This window comes from Streptomyces sp. NPDC006544 (assembly GCF_040611715.1).
Lineage (GTDB): Bacteria > Actinomycetota > Actinomycetes > Streptomycetales > Streptomycetaceae > Streptomyces.
Genome location: NZ_JBEXOV010000013.1, coordinates 1 through 19,769 on the forward strand (window position 1 = coordinate 1; position 19,769 = coordinate 19,769).

Annotated in this window: 17 protein-coding genes; 13 read left to right on the plus strand and 4 right to left on the minus strand. The window is 71.5% G+C overall.

Annotated elements, in window-relative coordinates; translation table 11 throughout:
• Positions 1 to 210: 210 nt before the first annotated feature.
• Positions 211 to 672 (minus strand): MarR family transcriptional regulator, encoded by a 462-nt coding sequence (locus tag ABZY44_RS08900; RefSeq protein ID WP_356651446.1) that lies wholly within the window; start codon positions 670 to 672, stop codon positions 211 to 213.
• Between the two features lie 80 nt (positions 673 to 752).
• On the opposite strand from ABZY44_RS08900, the gene ABZY44_RS08905 reads away from it, so the two are divergent.
• Complete coding sequence (locus ABZY44_RS08905) at positions 753 to 1,601, plus strand: SDR family NAD(P)-dependent oxidoreductase (protein ID WP_356651448.1); 849 nt, start codon at positions 753 to 755, stop codon at positions 1,599 to 1,601.
• 33 nt (positions 1,602 to 1,634) lie between these two features.
• Here ABZY44_RS08905 and ABZY44_RS08910 read toward each other — a convergent pair whose 3' ends face one another.
• Both ABZY44_RS08910 and ABZY44_RS08915 read right to left on the minus strand, forming a co-directional pair.
• Entirely contained in the window at positions 1,635 to 2,441 is an 807-nt protein-coding gene (locus tag ABZY44_RS08910) for a phosphatase (protein ID WP_356651450.1), read from the minus strand.
• A gap of 56 nt (positions 2,442 to 2,497) precedes the next feature.
• Positions 2,498 to 3,076 (minus strand): TetR/AcrR family transcriptional regulator, encoded by a 579-nt coding sequence (locus ABZY44_RS08915; protein ID WP_356651452.1) that lies wholly within the window; start codon positions 3,074 to 3,076, stop codon positions 2,498 to 2,500.
• A gap of 100 nt (positions 3,077 to 3,176) precedes the next feature.
• On the opposite strand from ABZY44_RS08915, the gene ABZY44_RS08920 reads away from it, so the two are divergent.
• The 10 genes from ABZY44_RS08920 (at position 3,177) to ABZY44_RS08965 (ending at position 16,589) form a co-directional block, all read left to right on the plus strand.
• Complete coding sequence (locus ABZY44_RS08920; RefSeq protein ID WP_356651454.1) at positions 3,177 to 4,808, plus strand: carboxyl transferase domain-containing protein; 1,632 nt, start codon at positions 3,177 to 3,179, stop codon at positions 4,806 to 4,808.
• Positions 4,809 to 4,824: 16 nt separating this feature from the next.
• Entirely contained in the window at positions 4,825 to 6,945 is a 2,121-nt protein-coding gene (locus tag ABZY44_RS08925) for a biotin carboxylase N-terminal domain-containing protein (protein ID WP_356651456.1), read from the plus strand.
• An 11-nt stretch (positions 6,946 to 6,956) separates the two neighbouring features.
• Positions 6,957 to 7,877 carry a hydroxymethylglutaryl-CoA lyase gene (locus ABZY44_RS08930; protein ID WP_356651651.1) on the plus strand — a complete coding sequence of 307 codons (921 nt, stop codon included), beginning with the start codon at positions 6,957 to 6,959 and terminating at the stop codon, positions 7,875 to 7,877.
• An 8-nt stretch (positions 7,878 to 7,885) separates the two neighbouring features.
• Positions 7,886 to 9,046, plus strand: a complete 1,161-nt coding sequence (locus tag ABZY44_RS08935) for an acyl-CoA dehydrogenase family protein (protein ID WP_356651458.1) — start codon at positions 7,886 to 7,888, stop codon at positions 9,044 to 9,046.
• Positions 9,047 to 9,178: 132 nt separating this feature from the next.
• Positions 9,179 to 10,213, plus strand: coding sequence for an ABC transporter substrate-binding protein (locus ABZY44_RS08940; protein WP_356651460.1), 1,035 nt, complete (start codon positions 9,179 to 9,181; stop codon positions 10,211 to 10,213).
• A 94-nt stretch (positions 10,214 to 10,307) separates the two neighbouring features.
• Positions 10,308 to 11,276: a siderophore-interacting protein gene (locus ABZY44_RS08945; RefSeq protein WP_356651462.1), complete on the plus strand. Its 969-nt coding sequence runs from the start codon at positions 10,308 to 10,310 to the stop codon at positions 11,274 to 11,276.
• Between the two features lie 166 nt (positions 11,277 to 11,442).
• Positions 11,443 to 12,942: an aspartate aminotransferase family protein gene (locus ABZY44_RS08950; protein ID WP_356651464.1), complete on the plus strand. Its 1,500-nt coding sequence runs from the start codon at positions 11,443 to 11,445 to the stop codon at positions 12,940 to 12,942.
• Positions 12,926 to 14,227 carry a SidA/IucD/PvdA family monooxygenase gene (locus tag ABZY44_RS08955; protein WP_356651466.1) on the plus strand — a complete coding sequence of 434 codons (1,302 nt, stop codon included), beginning with the start codon at positions 12,926 to 12,928 and terminating at the stop codon, positions 14,225 to 14,227. The genes ABZY44_RS08950 and ABZY44_RS08955 overlap by 17 nt, the downstream gene beginning before the upstream one ends.
• Complete coding sequence (locus ABZY44_RS08960) at positions 14,224 to 14,811, plus strand: GNAT family N-acetyltransferase (RefSeq protein WP_356651468.1); 588 nt, start codon at positions 14,224 to 14,226, stop codon at positions 14,809 to 14,811. Before ABZY44_RS08955 ends, ABZY44_RS08960 begins: the two co-directional genes overlap by 4 nt.
• A complete protein-coding gene (locus ABZY44_RS08965; RefSeq protein WP_356651470.1) occupies positions 14,808 to 16,589 on the plus strand; it encodes an IucA/IucC family siderophore biosynthesis protein in 1,782 nt (593 codons plus the stop codon). The genes ABZY44_RS08960 and ABZY44_RS08965 overlap by 4 nt, the downstream gene beginning before the upstream one ends.
• A 51-nt stretch (positions 16,590 to 16,640) precedes the next feature.
• Here the strand turns inward: ABZY44_RS08965 and ABZY44_RS08970 are convergent, their stop codons facing one another.
• Positions 16,641 to 18,314 (minus strand): family 20 glycosylhydrolase, encoded by a 1,674-nt coding sequence (locus tag ABZY44_RS08970; RefSeq protein WP_356651472.1) that lies wholly within the window; start codon positions 18,312 to 18,314, stop codon positions 16,641 to 16,643.
• 52 nt (positions 18,315 to 18,366) lie between these two features.
• Here ABZY44_RS08970 and ABZY44_RS08975 point away from each other — a divergent pair, with 52 nt between their 5' ends.
• Positions 18,367 to 19,299, plus strand: a complete 933-nt coding sequence (locus tag ABZY44_RS08975; RefSeq protein WP_356651475.1) for a DUF4429 domain-containing protein — start codon at positions 18,367 to 18,369, stop codon at positions 19,297 to 19,299.
• A gap of 107 nt (positions 19,300 to 19,406) precedes the next feature.
• Positions 19,407 to 19,682 carry a hypothetical protein gene (locus ABZY44_RS08980; RefSeq protein WP_215022391.1) on the plus strand — a complete coding sequence of 92 codons (276 nt, stop codon included), beginning with the start codon at positions 19,407 to 19,409 and terminating at the stop codon, positions 19,680 to 19,682.
• The last annotated feature ends 87 nt before the right edge of the window (positions 19,683 to 19,769 follow it).

Here is a 19,769-nt window from a genome sequence, read left to right on the forward strand (position 1 = left end):
ACAAACGCGACTACATCTTCAACGGCACACTGGCCACCGCAGCCATCGTCATCTGGCTCCGCGACCTCATCAAAGAGCCATCAGACACTGCCTAGCAGGTCCCTCCGACGTACCGTCACCTCGTGTCCAGCAGGAGCGGGAGCGAAGACGGAAGCGCCGCCCCGGCCGTCGTGGCCGTGGTCACGAAGCTCGCGATCGCGGCCGCCTCCACTACCCCTGCGGACGGGCCTTGAGCTTGCCCCAGACGGCTCCGAGCGCGGCGATGTCCTGGTCGTCGAGCCGGTCGTCGAACACCTCGGCCAGGGCTTCGCGGCGGGTGGCGTCGGCCTCGGCGAAGGCCCGGCGGCCGGCCTCCGTGAGGGCGACGCATACGGAGCGGGCGTCCGTCGGGGACGGTATCCGCTCGATCAGGCCCCGGGCCTGGAGCGAGTCGGCGACGCGGGAGACCTGGCTGCGGCTGAGCAGGGTCCTCGCCCCCAGCTCGGAGGGAGCGACCGGCTCGTCCTGAGCGTGGAGCCACAACATCACCTCGAACCACGACAGCGGCAGGTCGTGGCGGCGCGTGAGCGCCTGGTCGACCCTGGCGGTGAGCGTGGTGCCGGCCCAGACCAGGCCGTAGAAAGCGTGGTCGCGGGGGGTGAGGCCGCCCATCCTGAGCTCGTTGTTCGCCATGGGAAAAGAATACCGGGGTTGCGTGCACACGCACACACCATTAATGTGTGTGCGCACGCACAAATCTAGGGAGATTCATCGTGAGCACCAAGACCGTCCTCATCACCGGCACCTCCTCCGGCATCGGCCTGGCCGCCGCGGTCGCCGCCGCCCGGGCCGGGTGGCACACCGTCGCCACCATGCGCGACACCTCCCGCGCCGACGCCCTGACCAAGGCGGCCGCGGCGGCCGGGGTCGCCGATCTCGTCCAGGTCAAGAGGCTGGACGTGACCGACTCGGACTCCGTGACCGCGTGCGTGACCGAGGTCGTCGCCGAGCACGGGCACCTCGACGCCGTCGTGAACAACGCGGGCGCCGGCTTCGTCGGCACCATCGAGCAGCACGGCATGGAGAAGGTGCGGGACGTCATGGAGGTCAACTTCTTCGGCGTCGTCGAGCTCACCCGGACCGCGCTCCCCCACCTGCGCGCCTCGGGCGGCCGCGTCATCACGGTCACGAGCGTCGGCGGGGTGGTGGGCCAGCCGTTCAACGAGTCCTACTGCGCGGCCAAGTTCGCCGTGGAGGGCTTCATGGAGGCCCTCGCCCCGGTCGCCGCGAGCGTCGGCGTCCAGGTGGCCGTCGTCGAACCGGGCGCCGTCTCCAGCGAGTTCGTGAACAACGTCGGGCTCGACCTGCCGGCCCTGCTGGCCGAGGCGGGCCCCTACGCCCCGGCGCTCCAGGGCTACGTCAACCACGTCAGGAAGTCCTACGGCAGCCACAGCGCCCAGACCTCGGAGCAAGCCGCGGCGCCGGTCGTCGAGGCGCTGACCTCCGAGACCGTGCCGCTGCGGATCCAGACCTCCGGGTGGGCCCGCGACTTCGTCGCCGTCAAGCTCGGCGACCTCGACGGCTCGGCCGTCCAGACCACGATGACCGGCTGGCTGCGCTAGAGCACGGGGCAGGGGACGGGACCGGCCGCCGCCCTAGAGCAGCCCCGCCGCGTCCAGCAGGTAGGCCACCATCGGGTCGTAGAAGCGCGGGTCGCGGACGTGGTCGTCCAGGGGGACCGCCACCTGGAGGGTGCCTTCGGCCTCCCCCAGGAAGAGCGCCGGGTCGTTGCTGTCGGCGTAGCCCACCGCGTCCAGGCCGCGCTGGGCCGCGCAGCCCGCCCATCCGTGGTCGGCGACGACCAGATCCGGCTGGGGGCGGCCCCGTGCGGCCAGGCCGTCCAGGATCGCCGCCATCGGTTCCGGCGAATGGGTGTGCCACAGGGTCGCCCCGCGCTCCAGGACCGCGACGTCCGCGAACTGCCACACCGAGCCCTCGTCGGCCACGAGGCCCTGCGGAATCACCACGATCTCGCAGCCGGCCGCGCGCAGGGCGGCGGCGGTGGCGCGGTGGACGTCCAGCAGGCCTCCCGGGTGGCCCGTGGCCAGCAGCACGCTCTGGCGGTCCAGCGCGGCCTTGCGCAGGCGCGCCGCCATGCGGTCCAGACCGGCGACCGTGAGCTCCGGGTCGATGGTGTCCTGGCCGAAGCGGTAGGCGGCGTCGTCCACGACCCCGCAGCGCTCCGCCATCACGGCGAGCACGTCCTGCTCGTCCGTCCAGCGGTCGCCCAGCTCCAGGCCGAGCCAGTAGTGCCGGTCGCCGTTGGCGAGTTTTCGGTAATGGGAGAGGTTGTTGTCGCGCGGGGTCGCGACGTCCCCCGCGATCCGCGTCCGGACCAGGTGGTCGATGAGTTCGGCTCGGTTGGGGACAGGCGTCTCTATCGGCTTCGGCATGCGGCCCATTCTGCCGCCGCCCGCCCGGAGCCGTCCCCTCCATCCCGACCGGCGGACGCGCCGCGTCACCCCGACAGCGCCCCGAAAGCCCCGTGGGCGAGCCGGCGGAGCAGGGATTCCGTCGCCTCCCGGCCGAGCGCGGCCAGGTGCGGGGTGGAGTTCAGCAGGCCGAAGACCGCGTGCACGCAGACCCGTACCTCCGCCTCGCCCACCTCGGGATGCAGTTCCCGTACGGCGTCGACCCACAGTTCGACGTACTGGCGCTGCAGCTGCCGCACGAGCTTGCGGTCGGCCTCGCGCAGCCGGTCGAGCTCCCGGTCGTGGAGGGTGATCAGCGCCCGGTCGTCGAGGGCGAAGTCGATGTGGCCCTCGACGAGGGAGGCAAGGAGGCCGGGCGGGTCACCGGCCGCCTCCTCCACCCGTCGGCGGCCGCCGGTCAGCAGCCGCTCGCTGATGCCGACGAGGAGCTCGGCGAGCATGGCGTCCTTGCCGGCGAAGTGCCGGTAGAGGCCGGGGCCGCTGATGCCCACGGCGGCGCCTATCTCGTCCACGCCGACGCCGTGGAATCCGCGCGCCGCGAAGAGGCGGGCAGCCTCGCTCAGGATCTGCTCGCGACGGGTCGGGGCGGCCGCTCTGGTGCTCATGGGAATCCATTCTAGACAGGGCCGTTAGCGGTCGTTAACCTAAGTCCCACATGCGTTAACGCTCATTAACAAGCGTGCACCGAGCAAGGGAGCTCGACCGATGCAGCAGGCACCAGTGCTGACGAGCGCCGCCGACCCGGCGTCCGATGCCTGGCGGGCCAACGAGGCCGCCCACCGTGAGCTCGCCGGGGGCCTGCGCGCCCGGCTGGAGGCGGCCCGGCTCGGCGGCGGGGAGAAGGCCCGCGCCCGCCACACCGCGCGCGGGAAGCTCCTTCCCCGCGACCGCGTGGACGCCCTCCTCGACCCCGGATCCCCCTTCCTGGAGCTGGCCCCGCTGGCCGCCGAGGACATGTACGGGGGCGCGGCCCCGGCCGCCGGGGTCATCGCGGGCATCGGCCGGGTCAGCGGCCGCGAGTGCGTGATCGTCGCGAACGACGCCACCGTCAAGGGCGGCACGTACTACCCCATGACCGTGAAGAAGCACCTGCGGGCCCAGGAGGTGGCTCTGGAGAATCGTCTCCCCTGCCTCTACCTGGTCGACTCGGGCGGCGCCTTCCTGCCCATGCAGGACGAGGTCTTCCCCGACCGCGACCACTTCGGCCGGATCTTCTACAACCAGGCCCGCATGTCCGGGGCCGGCATCCCGCAGATCGCCGCCGTCCTCGGCTCCTGCACGGCCGGCGGCGCGTACGTGCCCGCCATGAGCGACGAGGCCGTCATCGTGCGCGGGCAGGGCACGATCTTCCTCGGCGGCCCGCCGCTGGTGAAGGCCGCGACCGGCGAGGTCGTCACCGCCGAGGAGCTGGGCGGCGGCGAGGTCCACTCCCGGGTCTCCGGCGTGACCGACCACCTCGCGGAGGACGACGCGCACGCGCTGCGGATCGTGCGGAACATCGTGGCCACCCTTCCCGAGCGCGGGGCCCTGCCCTGGTCCGTCGAGGCTCCCGAGGAGCCCAAGGTGGACCCGTACGGGATGTACGGCGCGGTCCCCGTCGACTCCCGCACCCCCTACGACGCCCGCGAGATCATCGCCCGGCTGGTGGACGGATCCCGCTTCCAGGAGTTCAAGGCGGAGTTCGGGCAGACCCTGGTGACCGGCTTCGCCCGCATCCACGGCCACCCGGTCGGCATCGTCGCCAACAACGGCATCCTCTTCTCCGAGTCCGCCCAGAAGGGCGCGCACTTCATCGAGCTGTGCGACCAGCGCGGCATCCCGCTGCTCTTCCTGCAGAACATCTCCGGCTTCATGGTCGGCCGGGACTACGAGGCCGGCGGCATCGCCAAGCACGGCGCCAAGATGGTCACGGCCGTGGCCTGCACGCGGGTCCCCAAACTGACCGTGGTGGTCGGCGGCTCCTACGGCGCGGGCAACTACTCGATGTGCGGGCGTGCCTATTCGCCGCGCTTCCTGTGGATGTGGCCCAACGCCAAGATCTCGGTGATGGGCGGCGAGCAGGCCGCGTCCGTCCTGGCCACGGTCAAGCGCGACCAGATCGAGGGCGCCGGCCAGGAGTGGCCGGCCGAGGACGAGGAGGCCTTCAAGGCCCCGGTCCGGGCGCAGTACGAGGCCCAGGGCAATGCCTACTACGCCACCGCGCGGCTCTGGGACGACGGGGTCATCGACCCGCTGGAGACCCGGCAGGTGCTGGGACTGGCCCTGACCGCGTGCGCGAACGCCCCCCTGGACCAAAAGGATCAAGCGCAGCCCGGCTTCGGCATCTTCCGTATGTGACGTGAGGACCTCACTGATGTTCAGCACTGTTCTGGTCGCCAACCGGGGCGAGATCGCGGTACGGGTCATCCGCACGCTGCGCGAGCTCGGCGTCCGGTCCGTCGCCGTCTTCAGCGACGCGGACGCGGACTCCCGGCACGTACGGGAGGCCGACACGGCCGTCCGGATCGGCCCGGCGGCGGCCGCCGAGAGTTACCTGTCCGTGGAGCGGCTCCTGGACGCCGCCCGGCGCACGGGCGCCGAGGCCGTCCACCCCGGCTACGGCTTCCTCGCGGAGAACGCGGCCTTCGCGGCGGCGTGCGCCGAGGCGGGCCTGGCGTTCATCGGGCCGCCGGCCTCGGCGATCTCCCTGATGGGGGACAAGATCCGGGCCAAGGAGACCGTGAAGGCCGCCGGCGTGCCGGTGGTCCCGGGCTCCTCCGGGAGCGGGCTCTCCGACGCCGAACTGGTCTCCGCGGCCGAGAAGATCGGCATGCCGGTGCTGCTGAAGCCCTCGGCGGGCGGCGGCGGCAAGGGCATGCGTCTGGTGCGCGACGCGTCGGCGCTGGGCGAGGAGATCGCGTCGGCCCGCCGCGAGGCGCGGTCCTCCTTCGGTGACGACACGCTGCTCGTGGAGCGGTGGGTGGACCGGCCGCGGCACATCGAGATCCAGGTGCTGGCGGACGCCCACGGGAACGTGGTGCACCTCGGCGAGCGCGAGTGCTCGCTCCAGCGGCGCCACCAGAAGGTGATCGAGGAGGCCCCGTCGGTCCTGCTCACCCCCGAACTGCGGGCGTCGATGGGCGCGGCGGCGGTCGAGGCGGCGCGCTCGTGCGGGTACGTCGGCGCGGGCACGGTGGAGTTCATCGTGCCGGGCGGCGACCCGTCCTCGTACTACTTCATGGAGATGAACACCCGGCTCCAGGTGGAGCACCCGGTGACCGAGCTGATCACCGGGCTGGACCTGGTGGAGCAGCAGCTCCGGGTGGCGGCGGGCGCCGAACTGGGCTTCGGCCAGTCGGACGTCGTCCTGACGGGGCACGCGATCGAGGCCCGGGTCTGCGCGGAGGACCCGGCGCGCGGGTTCCTGCCCTCCGGGGGGATGGTGCTGGCGCTGTCCGAGCCGTCCGGGAAGTCCGTCCGCACCGACTCCGGGCTGACGGCCGGGGTGGACACCGGATCGACGTACGACCCGATGCTGTCGAAGGTGATCGCGTACGGTCCCGACCGGGCGGCGGCGCTGCGCGTGCTCCGTGGGGCGTTGGCGGACACCGTGATCCTGGGTGTCCAGACCAACACGGGCTTCCTGCGGAGGCTGCTGGCGCACCCGGACGTGGTGTCCGGCAACCTGGACACCGGGCTGGTGGAGCGCGACCTGTCGTCCCTCCTCCCTGACGGCGTCCCGCCGGAGGTGTACGCGGCGGCTGCCCTGCTGGCCCAGGCTCCTCTCCCCCACCCCGCCCCTTCCCGCGGTGCCGCGTTCGCGGCTGGGCCGCGTGGTGGGGATCTGCCCGGACCCGCGTCGGCGGGGCCGGACGGTGCCGCCTGGGTCGACCCGTTCAGCGCCGCCAACGGCTGGCGGCTCGGCGGCACGCCCGCCTGGACGGTGCACCACTTCCGTCTCCCGGGCCAGGACCCGGTCACGGTCCGCACCCGTCCCTCCGGCTGCGACACGGAGCTGCTCCTCCTGCCCGCGGACGACGGCGACGCCGGAGCGAGTTCAGCCGCACCGGCCCGCGGGCGCATCGTCACCCGTACCGCCGGCCGCGTCACGGTCGAACTCGACGGCGTCACCCACACCTTCAGCCACGCCGACTCCCCGGAGGGGACCTGGCTCGGCCGCGACGGCGACTCCTGGCACGTCCAGGACCACGACCCCGTCACCGCCGCGCTCACCGGCCGCGGCCACGCAGGGGCCGACACCCTGGCCGCTCCGATGCCCGGCACCGTCACCATCGTCAAGGTCGCGGTCGGCGACAAGGTGGTCGCCGGTCAGAGCCTGCTCGTGGTCGAGGCGATGAAGATGGAGCACGTCATCTCCGCCCCGCACTCCGGCACCGTCACCGAGCTCGACGTCTCCCCCGGCGCCACCGTCGCCATGGACCAGGTCCTGGCCGTGGTCACCCCGGACGAGGAAGAAGAGGAGGTGGCCAAGTGAACGGGCTGCCCATGACCGTCCCCGCACCCGGGCTCCCCGCCCGCGTCCGCATCCACGAGGTCGGTGCCCGCGACGGCCTGCAGAACGAGAAGTCGGCCGTCCCCACCGACGTCAAGGCCGAGTTCATCCACCGGCTGGCCGCCGCCGGGCTCACCACGATCGAGGCCACCAGCTTCGTCCACCCCAAGTGGGTCCCCCAACTGGCGGACGCCGAAGAGCTGTTCCCGCAGGTCCAGGACCTGACCGGAGTCAGTCTCCCGGTCCTCGTCCCCAACGAGCGCGGCCTCGACCGCGCGCTCGCGCTCGGTGCCACCCGCATCGCCGTGTTCGGTTCGGCCACCGAGACCTTCGCCTCGCGCAACCTCAACCGCACCGTCGCCGAGTCCCTCGCCATGTTCGAGCCCGTCGTGGCCCGGGCGAAGGAGCAGGGGGCCCACGTGCGCGGCTACCTCTCCATGTGCTTCGGCGACCCCTGGGAGGGCCCCGTCCCGATCCACCAGGTGGTCGGCGTGGCCAAGGCCCTGCTCGACCTCGGCTGTGACGAGCTGAGCCTCGGCGACACCATCGGCGTCGCCACCCCCGGGCACGTCCGGGCCCTCCTGGGCGGGCTGGGCGAGGAGGGTGTGGGCACCGACCTGATCGGTGTGCACTTCCACGACACCTACGGCCAGGCCCTGTCCAACACCCTCGCCGCGCTCCAGCACGGCGTGACCACCGTCGACGCCTCCGCGGGCGGCCTCGGCGGATGCCCGTACGCGAAGAGCGCCACCGGCAATCTCGCGACCGAGGACCTCGTGTGGATGCTCGACGGGCTCGGCGTCGAGACCGGGGTCGATCTGGCCGTCCTCACCGCCACGAGCGTGTGGATGGCCGAGCAGTTGGGCCGCCCCAGCCCCTCCCGTACCGTCCGCGCCCTGTCCCCCAAGGAGTAACGAAGACCATGGCCCTCGACCACCGGCTCACCCCCGAGCACGAGGAACTCCGCCGCACCGTCGAGGCGTTCGCGCACGACGTCGTGGCGCCGAAGATCGGCGACCTGTACGAGCGGCACGAGTTCCCGTACGAGATCGTCCGCGAGATGGGCCGCATGGGCCTGTTCGGCCTGCCCTTCCCGGAGGAGTACGGCGGCATGGGCGGCGACTACCTCGCCCTCGGCATCGCCCTGGAGGAGCTGGCGCGCGTCGACTCCTCGGTCGCCATCACCCTGGAGGCGGGCGTCTCGCTGGGCGCGATGCCCCTCTACCTCTTCGGCAGCGAGGAGCAGAAGCGGGAGTGGCTGCCGAAGATGTGCTCGGGCGAGGTCCTGGGCGCGTTCGGCCTGACCGAGCCCGGCGCGGGCAGCGACGCGGGCGGCACCCGCACCACCGCGGTCCGCGAGGGCGACGAGTGGGTGATCAACGGCTCGAAGTGCTTCATCACCAACTCCGGTACGGACATCACCGGTCTGGTCACCGTCACGGCCGTGACGGGCCGCAAGGCGGACGGCCGCCCGGAGATCTCCTCGATCATCGTCCCGTCCGGCACCCCCGGCTTCACCGTGGCCGCCCCCTACTCCAAGGTCGGCTGGAACTCCTCGGACACCCGCGAGCTGTCCTTCGACGGCGTACGGGTCCCCCTCGCCAACCTGGTCGGCCAGGAAGGCCGCGGCTACGCCCAGTTCCTGCGGATCCTCGACGAGGGCCGCATCGCCATCTCGGCGCTCGCGACCGGGCTGGCGCAGGGCTGCGTGGACGAGTCCGTGAAGTACGCCAAAGAGCGGCACGCCTTCGGCAAGGCGATCGGCGACAACCAGGCGATCCAGTTCAAGCTGGCGGACATGGAGATGCGCGCCCACATGGCCCGGATCGGCTGGCGCGACGCGGCCTCCCGGCTGGTGGCCGGGGAGCCGTTCAAGAAGGAGGCGGCCATCGCGAAGCTGTACTCCTCGACGGTGGCCGTGGACAACGCGCGCGATGCCACGCAGATCCACGGCGGATACGGATTCATGAACGAGTACCCGGTGGCGCGGATGTGGCGGGACTCGAAGATCCTCGAGATCGGCGAGGGCACGAGCGAGGTCCAGCGCATGCTCATCGCCCGTGAACTGGGGCTCCCGAGCTAGTCGGGCACCGGACGGGCGAGGACGGGGGGCCCGGTTCATTAGGGCCCCCTTACCAATTCGAGCCAAGGTTAGGCTAACCTTCCTAGCGAACGGCCCGACGGCCGCCCGGCACGCACGAAAGCGGACATCGACATGCCCAAGTCCCGTTCCTCCCTCCTCACGCGCCGCGGTCTCATCGCGGCCGGCGGCGCTCTCGGCCTCGTCGCCGCGCTCACCGCCTGCGGCGGCAACGACACCGCGAAGGACGAGTCGGGCAGCAAGGGCGCCGCGGCCTCGGGCCCCTGGAGCTTCAAGGACGACCTCGGCAAGGACCTGACCGCCAAGTCCACGCCGAAGAACATCGTCGCCTTCACCGGCACCGCCGCCGCGCTGTACGACTACGGCGTCAACGTCAAGGGCGTCTTCGGCCCGACGAAGACCGCCGACGGCAAGGCCGACGTCCAGGCCGGCTCGATGGACATCTCCAAGGTCGAGATCCTGGGCAACGTCTACGACGAGTTCAACGTCGAGAAGTACGCGGCGCTCCAGCCCGACCTGCTGGTCACCAACACCTGGGACGGCACGTACTGGTACGTGCCGGAGGCCTCCAAGGACAAGATCCTCAAGCTCGCCCCGGCCGCCGCCGTCGGCGTGGGCGGCGAGGTCTCGATGGACAAGGCCCTGGCCCGCACCGCGGACCTCGCCAAGTCCCTGGGCGCCGACATGAACGCCAAGAAGGCGGTCGACGGCAAGGCCCGCTTCGACGCGGCCTCCGCGAAGCTCCGCGAGGCCACCCGGGCGAACCCGGGCATCAAGGTGCTCGTCGGTTCCGGCTCCGCCGACCTGTTCTACGTCTCCACCCCGGGCACCTCCGCCGACCTGAAGTACTTCCAGTCGCTCGGAGTCGAGTTCGTCTCCCCGGAGAAGACCGACGAGGGCGGCTTCTTCGAGAGCCTCAGCTGGGAGAACGCCGGCAAGTACAAGGCCGACGTCGTCCTCCTCGACAACCGCACCGGCACCCTGCAGCCGGCCGAGCTGAAGGCCAAGCCGACCTGGGCCGAACTGCCCGCCGTCAAGGCGGACCAGATCACCCCCCGCGTGACCGAGCCGATCTACTCGTACGAGAAGTGCGCGCAGATCCTGGAGGACCTCGCGAAGTCCATCCAGAACGCCAAGAAGGTCAGCTGACCTCAGACCGTCCGGCCCCCGGCGCCTCCGCGAGGCGCCGGGGCCTTCTGCCTGGACCGCCGCCGCACCGCAATCCCCAGGGGGGATCCTCCGCATGACCGCCACCGCGCCCGAAGCCGTCGAAGCGGGCGGGACCGCCGAAACGGGCACCGCCGCCGACAACGCCGAACACACCGAAGCCGTCCCGGCCACCCCGCACTTCCGGTTCTTCGAGCTCGAGGTGCTGCGTACGCGCCGCCTCGGCCGGTCCTTCCTGCGGATCACCTTCGGCGGCGAGTCCCTCGCGGAGTTCCGTTCGGGCGGTTACGACCAGAGCCTCTCCCTCTTCCTGCCGCCCGCCGGCCGTGAGCACACGGCGCTGCCGTCCACGGACGAGGACACCTGGTTCGCCAACTGGCGCGGGATGCCGGACGGGGAACGCCCGGTGATGCGCTCGTACACGGTGCGCGCGCAGCGGCGGACCTCCGGGGGCGCGGACGAGGTCGACATCGACTTCGTCCTGCACGGGGACTCCTCCCCGGCCTCCTTCTGGGCGGGCCGCGCCGTCACCGGCCGCCGGATCATGGCCATCGGGCCGGCCGTCGCGGAGAACAAGTCCGTACGCTTCCAGCCGCCGGCCGCCACCGACGCGATCCTGATGTACGCGGACGAGACCGCCCTGCCGGCGGCCGCCGCGATCCTGGACCGGCTCGCCCGGGGCACCCGGGTCAAGGCCTGGTTCGAGGTCCCCCACGAGGACGACCGGCTGGACCTGCCGACGCTCGCCCACGCCGACATCACCTGGGTGGTGCGGGCGCGGGGAGCGGGCCGGGAACGCACCGAGCAGCTGCTGGACGTGCTGCGGTCGGCCGAACTGCCCCCCGCCGAAGCCCCGTACGGCTGGATAGCGGGCGAGTCCGCGACGATCCGGGCGGTGCGCAGGCACTTCGTGCAGGAGTTCGGCGTCGACCGGCGGGCGGTGCGGTTCACCGGTTACTGGCGGCTCGGCGTGAGCGAGGAGGAGCTCCTCGCGGAGGCGTACGCGGGCCGGGCGCCCAGCGAGGACCCGGCGGCGGCGCTCTAACGGCGCCGCTCCACCACCGTCGGGCTCCAAGTCCCGCGTGGCCGAAACCATTTGACGAGGGCCCCGGCGTTGGCCGGGGCCCCTCTGCATTTGGCGTCAAACTAAGGTTAGGCTAACCTAAGCATCACACCCCACGCCCCGCTCCCCCCTGCCCGGAGGAAAGTTGATGCGTCAGCATCTGCTCAACGAGACGACCGCGGACCTCTACCGGCGTTCCGTCACCGAGGGCGTCGCGCGCGTCGCGGCCAAACTCGCCACGACGGAACGGCCCCACACCGGCATGTCCGTCGACGCACTCGCCCCGGTCATCGACGGCATCGACCTCGACTCCCCGCTCGAAGACGCGGCCGCCGCCCTCGACGAGCTGGAGGACGTCTACCTCCGCGACGCCGTCTACTTCCACCACCCGCGCTACCTCGGCCACCTCAACTGCCCGGTGGTCATCCCGGCCGTCCTCGGCGAGGCCGTCCTGTCGGCCGTCAACTCCTCGCTCGACACCTGGGACCAGTCCATCGGCGGCACGCTCATCGAGCGCCGCCTCGTCGACTGGACCGCGCAGCGCATCGGCCTCGGTCCCGGCGCGGACGGCATCTTCACCTCCGGCGGCAGCCAGTCGAACTTCCACGCGCTGCTCCTGGCCCGCGACGAGGCGTGCCGCGTGGTCATGAGGCACGCGGCGGACGCGGGCCGCGAACTTCCCAAATCCGAAGTCCTCCCGAAACTGCGCATCTTCACCTCCGAGGCGAGCCACTTCAGCGTGAAGAAGTCGGCCGCGATGCTCGGACTCGGCTACGAGGCCGTCATCGCCGTCCCCGTCGACCGCCACCGCCGCATGGACACCTCGGTCCTCGCCCTGGAACTGGAGAACTGCGCCCGCGAGGGCCTCTTCCCCATGGCGGTCGTCGCCACCGCCGGCACCACCGACTTCGGGTCCATCGACCCGCTCCCCGAGATCGCCCGCCTCGCCGCCGAGCACTCCGCGTGGATGCACGTGGACGCGGCGTACGGGTGCGGTCTGCTGGTCTCCCCCACCCGCCGGCACCTTCTCGACGGCATCGAGCTGGCCGACTCCGTGACGGTCGACTACCACAAGTCCTTCTTCCAGCCGGTCAGTTCCAGCGCCCTGCTGGTCCGCGACCGCGACACGATGAAGCACGCCACGTACCACGCGGACTACCTCAATCCCCGCCGGATGGCGGAGGAGCGGATCCCCAATCAGGTCGACAAGTCGATCCAGACCACGCGCCGCTTCGACGCGCTCAAGCTCTGGATGACCCTGCGCGTCATGGGTGCCGACGGCATCGGCTCGCTCTTCGACGAGGTCATCGACCTGGCCGCGGCCGGGTGGGACCTCATCGCGGCCGATCCCCGCTTCGAGGTCGTCGTCGAGCCGCAGATCTCCACCCTCGTCTTCCGCTACGTGCCGCGCCCCGCAGGTGCGCAGGTGCCCGCCGGCCTCGTCGACGAGGCCAACCTGCACGCCCGCAAGGCCCTGTTCGCCTCCGGTGAGGCCGTGGTGGCCGGCACCAAGGTGGACGGGAGGCAGTACCTGAAGTTCACCCTCCTCAATCCGCAGACCACGACGGCCGACATCGCCGCCGTACTCGACCTCCTCGCCGTACACGCCGAACAGTTCCTGGGAGAGTCCCTTGTCGTCCACTCGTGAGCCCCGCGACTTCATCGGAATCGGCCTCGGTCCCTTCAACCTGGGACTCGCGTGCCTGACCGCTCCGATCGACGAGCTCGACGGCCTCTTCATCGAGTCGAAGCCGCACTTCGAGTGGCACGCCGGCATGTTCCTGGACGGCGCGCACCTGCAGACGCCGTTCATGTCGGACCTGGTGACCCTCGCCGACCCGACCTCGCCCTTCTCCTTCCTGAACTACTTGAAGGACAAGGACCGGCTGTACTCCTTCTACATCCGCGAGAGCGTCTACCCGCTGCGGACCGAGTACAACGACTACTGCCGCTGGGCCGCCGACCGCCTCGACAACGTCCTGTACTCCACCTCGGTCACCGAGGTCACCTACGACGAGACGGCCGGGCTCTACGAGGTCCACACCGACCAGGGCGAGACCCACCTGGCCCGCCGCCTGGTCCTGGGCACCGGCACCCCGCCGTACGTCCCGGCGGCGTGCGCGCGGGCCGGCGGCGACTTCGTCCACAACTCCGCCTACATGCGGAACAAGGCGGAGCTGCAGCGCAAGAAGTCGATCACTCTGGTGGGCTCCGGCCAGAGCGCGGCCGAGATCTACTACGACCTGCTGGCCGAGATCGACGTACACGGCTACCAGCTCAACTGGGTCACCCGCTCCCCGCGCTTCTTCCCGCTGGAGTACACCAAGCTGACGCTGGAGATGACCTCCCCCGAGTACGTGGACTACTTCCACGCGCTCCCGGAGGACACCCGCTACCGCCTGGAGACCCAGCAGAAGAACCTCTTCAAGGGCATCGACGGCGAGCTCATCAACGCCATCTTCGACCTGCTCTACCAGAAGAGGGTCTCCTCGCCCGGCCCGGTCACCACCACCCTGCTGACCAACACCTCGCTGAACTCCGCCGCGTACGACACCACCACCGGCGCGTACACGCTCGGGCTGCGCCAGGAGGAGCAGGAGCGCGACTTCTCCCTCGCCACCGAGGGCCTGGTCCTGGCGACGGGCTACCAGTACCGGCTCCCCGAGTTCCTGGCCCCCGTCCGCGACCGGTTGAACTTCGACGGCCGGGGCCGCCCCGACGCGGCGCGCAACTACAGCATCGACACCACCGGCCGCGGCGTGTTCCTCCAGAACGGCACGGTCCACAACCACTCGATCACCTCGCCCGACCTGGGCATGGCCGCGTACCGCAACGCGTACATCATCGGGGAGCTGCTCGGCCGCGAGTACTACAAGGTCGAGAAGTCCATCGCGTTCCAGCAGTTCGCAGCCCCGGAAGGCACCCTCGCATGAGCTCCACCACCGACGTCCTGTTCACCCGCACCGATCCGGCCGTGGGCACCTTCTCGGTCCGCCCCCTGGACCCCTTCGCCGACGCCGAGCTGCTGCACGGCTGGGTCACGCACCCCAAGGCCGCGTTCTGGATGATGCAGGAGGCCTCGCTGCCCGACGTCGAGCGCGAGTACGTGCGCATCGCCGCCCACGCGCACCACGATGCCTTCATGGGCCTCCACGAGGGCCGCCCCGCCTTCCTGATGGAGCGGTACGACCCGAGCGAGCTGGAGCTGGTAGGCCTGTACGACGCCCGGCCCGGGGACGTCGGCATGCACTTCCTGGTCGCACCCAGCGACACCCCCCTGCACGGGTTCACCCGCGCGGTCATCACCACCGTCATGGCGGCCCTCTTCGCCGACCCGGCGACGCGCCGTGTCGTCGTGGAACCCGACGTGCACAACAAGGCCGTCCACGCGCTGAACGAGGCCGTCGGCTTCGTGCCCGACGGCCCGGTCACCAAGCCGGAGAAGGAAGCCCTGCTGAGCTTCTGCACCCGCGAGCAGTTCGAAGCCGCCACCGGCCTGACGGGAGAGTCGATATGAGCCTCGCCGACGCCGTTTCCCACCTCTCCCCCGAGCTGTGGGACCGCGCCAACCGCGCCCTGGTCCGCAAGGCCCTGGCGGAGTTCTCGCACGAGCGGCTGCTGACCCCGGCGCCGCTGGGCGACTCGCGCTACTCGGTCCTGAGCGACGACGGCTCCGTCGAGTACCGCTTCACGGCGGCCCTGCACTCCCTCGACCACTGGGCGGTGGACGAGGCCTCCGTCACCCGCCACCGGGACGGCGCCGAGCTGCCCCTGGACGCCATCGACTTCCACATCGAGCTGCGCGAAGCCCTGGGCCTGAGCGCGGAGGTCCTGCCGGTCTACCTGGAGGAGATCTCTTCCACCCTGGCCGGCTCGGGCTTCAAGTACACGAAGCCGCAGATCCCCTCCGCCGTCCTCTCGAAGTCCTCCTTCCAGGACATCGAGACCGGCATGACCGAGGGCCACCCCTGCTTCGTCGCCAACAACGGCCGCCTCGGCTTCGGCGTGCACGAGTACCTCTCGTACGCCCCCGAGACGGCGAGCCCGGTCCACCTGGTGTGGGTGGCGGCCCGCAAGGACGTCTCCACCTTCACGGCGGGCTCGGGCCTGGACCACGACTCCTTCATGCGGGCGGAGCTGGGCGAGGCCGCCGTCGAGGGGTTCGAGGCGCGGCTGAAGGCCCTGGACCTGGACCCGGCGGACTACCACTTCTTCCCGGTGCACCCCTGGCAGTGGTGGAACAAGATCACGGTCACCTTCGCCGCCGAGATCGCGGGCCGCCGCCTGGTCCTGCTGGGCGAGGGCTCGGACGCCTACCTCGCACAGCAGTCGATCCGTACGTTCTTCAACACCAGCGCCCCCGAGAAGCACTACGTCAAAACGGCGATCTCGGTCCTCAACATGGGCTTCATGCGCGGCCTCTCCGCGGCGTACATGGAAGCCACCCCGGCCATCAACGACTGGCTCCACCAGCTGATCCAGTCGGACTCCGTCCTGCGGTCCGTGGACTTCTCGATCATCCGCGAGCGCGCGGCGATCGGCTACCACCACCGCCAGTACGAGCGCGCCACCGACCGGTACTCCCCGTACCGCAAGATGCTCGCCGCCCTGTGGCGCGAGTCCCCGGTGGCCTCCCTCGAGGGCGACGAGCGGCTCGCGACGATGGCCTCGCTCCTGCACGTGGACTCCGAGGGGGCGTCCTTCGTCGGCGCCCTCATCGAGGAGTCGGGCCTCACCCCGGCCGAGTGGCTGCGCTCGTACCTGCGCGCCTACCTGGTCCCGCTCCTGCACTGCTTCTACCAGTACGACCTCGCGTACATGCCGCACGGCGAGAACACGATCCTCGTCATCGAGCACGGCGTGGTGAAGCGGGCGATCTTCAAGGACATCGCCGAGGAGATCGTGGTCATGGACCCGGACGCGGTCCTGCCGCCGGCCGTGGAGCGGGTCCGGGCGGACATCCCGGAGGACATGAAGCTGCTGTCGGTCTTCACGGACGTCTTCGACTGCTTCTTCCGCTTCCTCGGCTCGATCCTGGCCGAGGAGGGCATCTGCGAGGAGGACACCTTCTGGCGGGCCGTGGCCGACTGCGGCCACGCCTACCAGGAGTCGATGCCGCAGCTCGCGGAGCGCTTCGAGCGGTACGACCTGTTCGCGCCGGAGTTCCAGCTGTCCTGCCTCAACCGCCTCCAGCTGCGCAACAACCGGCAGATGGTCGACCTCGCCGACCCGGCCGCGGCCCTGCAGCTGGTCGGCACCCTCAAGAACCCCGTCGCGCCCTTCGCGCGACGGTGAACAGCGGCGGGGCGGTGTCGACACGGTCCCTCGACACCGCCCCGGCGCCCGCTACGACCAGGGCACGTCCGGCGCCCGGTGGTAGTTGACGTCCTGGGATCGAAGGCGCGGGCCCTGGGCCCCCAGGCGCAGCCGGTACGCGGCCCAGTCGCGCGCGCCCGCCGGGGCCCAGCCGAGCTCCGCGAGGCCCAGCACCCGCGGGAAGGCCATGTACTCCAGGTCCTGCCGCGTCGCGACCGTCTCCGTCCACAGCGGGGCCTCCACGCCCAGGACCGCGGACTCCGGGACGCCGTCCAGGTAGCTGCCCGGGTCCCAGTCGTAGGCCTTGCGCACCGGCACGTACCCGGCCCAGGCCAGTCCCGGCTTCGTCGTCCTGTCGTACTTCATGTCCAGGTACAGCCGGTCCGCCGGCGACAGGATCAGCGGGTGGCCCGCCTTCGCCGCGGCGGCCACCGCCGCCTTCTCCGGGGCCGCGGTGGCATCGCGGCCCCAGTAGTGGAGCACGGCCCCCGGGGCCGGCCGCGCCGTCGCCAGCTGGTGCCAGGCGATCACCTTCTTGCCGTGCCCGGCGACGACCCGCTGCGCCCGGTCCATGAAGGCCGCGTACCGCTCCGCAGGGGTGGCGGCCGCCTCGTCGCCGCCGATGTGGAGGTAGCGGCCCGGCGTCAGCTCCGCGACTTCCCCGAGGACCTGGTCGACGAACTCGTACGTCCGCTCCTTGTCCACGCACAGCGAGCTGAAGCCGACCTTGGTCCCCGTGTACCGCTCGGGCGCCTTGCCGTCGCAGTTCAGCTCCGTGTAGGAGGCGAGCGCGGCGTTCACGTGCCCCGGCATGTCGATCTCCGGGACCACCTCCACGAACCGCTCCGCCGCGTAGGCCACCAGGTCCCGGTACTGGTCCTTCGTCCAGTAGCCGCCGGGCCCGCCGCCGACCTCGCCGGTGCCCCCGTACTCCGCGAGCCGCGGCCAGGAGTCCACCGCCAGGCGCCACCCCTGGTCGTCGGTCAGGTGCAGGTGCAGGGTGTTGACCTTGTACTGCGCGAGTTGGTCGACGTACCGCTTGACCTGCTCCACCGGAAAGAAGTGACGGGCCACGTCCAGCATCGCCCCGCGGTACGCGAAGCGCGGCGCGTCGGTGACCGTCCCGCCGGGGACCTCGCCCGGACCGGAGACCGGCAGCAGCTGGCGCAGCGTCTGCCCCGCGTGGAAGAGCCCGGCGGGCGTGCGGGCGGTGAGGGTGACGCCGTCGGGACGGGACTCCAGCCGGTACCCCTCCTCGGCTGCCCCGCCCGCCCCGCCGCCCGCCTTGCCGCCCGCCCCGTCGCCCGCCTTGCCGCCCGCCTTGCCGCCCGCCCCGTCGCCCGGCCCGCCGGCCTCCCCCTCGAGGCGCAGCCGGATCCCGTCGCCGCCGGCGCCGTCCACCACGGGCAACGGCAGTCCGCTGGAGCCGCGGAGCTGCTCGGCGAGGAGCTCGCCGACCCTGCGGACCTCCTCGCCGCCCGCCCCGCCGGTACGGATGACCGTGCCCGGTCCGACGGCGTAGCCGGGGCCTTCGGCCCGTGCGGAGATTGGCGCGGGCAGGAGGCGGTCGTAGGCGGCGAGAGCGGCGGGACGCTCGTCACCGGGCCGGGCGTCGGCGCCGCGGGCGGGTGTGGTGCAGGAGGCGGCCGCGGGGACGACGGCGAGGGCAAGGACGGCGGCGAGCGCGCATCGCGGAACTCTCATGCGCCCAGGTATAGGCCAGCGGGGCCCACAAGGCCGGTGCGAGAATCGAAGGATGGCGGAAATCATCCAGAAGGACGGCACGTGGACCTTCGACGGGGACGCGGTGCGCATCGTGCCGGGCCGCGACAAGGGGGTGGGGCTGCTGCGCCAGACACTGGGCGAAGTGGTCGTGCCGCTGCGCGCACTGGCCGGTGTCTCCCATGAACCCGGTCGCAAGGCGGGCCGGTTGCGCCTGCGCCTGCGCGACGGCGCCGATCCGCTGCTGCAAGTGACCGGCGGGCGGCTGCCCGAGGCCTCCGATCCCTACCGGCTGACCGTGGAGCCGGACCGGTCCGGGGTGGCGGAGTACTTCGTGGCCGAGGTGCGCAACGCCCTGCTGCTCGACCAGGTCGATCCGGGGCCGGTGGACTCCTACCTCCTGCCGGGACCCGCCGTGCCGATCACGGTCGGCGCGGGCGACGGGACGGTGGCCTTCGACGGGGACCGGGTCACCCTGGAGTGGAACTGGACGACGGAGGAGGCCAAACGCTCCGGCGGTGCGCGCGCGTTCCGGATCGGGGACGTGCGGTCGGTCGAGTGGACCCCGTCGAGGGGGCTGGACAACGGGTGGATCCGCTTCGGCATGGCCGGGTCGGCGCAGGCCGCCGCCCCGAAGTACGACCCGTACACGGTGGAGCTCTTCGGTTTCAAGAAGGATCCGCTGATGGCGCTGGTCGCGGCGGCCGTCGCGGTGCGCATGCCCCATCCGGCGGCGCCCGGGACCGCGCCGGACACGGACCCGGGCATCGGCACGGCCACGGGCACGGCGGCTCCGTCGACGCCCGCCCCGGAGGGCGGTTCCGGGAGCGCCCTGGCGGCCGACCGCTCGGCGGACCACGACGCCCTGCTGCGGCGGCTGCGCGAGCTGGGGGATCTGCACCGGTCCGGGATCCTCACGGCGGAGGAGTTCACCACGGCGAAAGCAGCGGTTTTGGGACGTTTCTGATCACCATCGACCGGAATTAACCCTTCCTCTGGTCCATACCAGCGTCATCCTGCCCGATTTCGGGCAGGATCTTTGCGTTCCGCGGCTCATACCGTCAATATCGACGAATGCCCGACCGCCGCCCGTCGCACGACGACCTCGTCGACCACTTGGTGCGCAGCTCCTCGCTCCAGCGGGGCGAAGCCGCCCGAGTCGTGCTCGACGTGCTCGCGTACTTCGACGAGACGACCGAGGAGTTCGTCCGCCGCCGCCACCGTGAGCTCCAGTCCGGGGGCGCGGTCAACGCGGACATCTTCGAACGCATCGCGGCGGAACTGCCGCACCGCGCCGTGGCGCCGCCGGAGCTCTCGCTCCGGCAGCTGCGCCGCATCGTCTACGGCTGAGCGCGGCCGGACCCCGGTCGGGGGCAGGGCGCGGCAGGCAGTGGCAGTGGCAGTGGCAGTGGCAGTGGCAGTGGCAGTGGCAAGGAC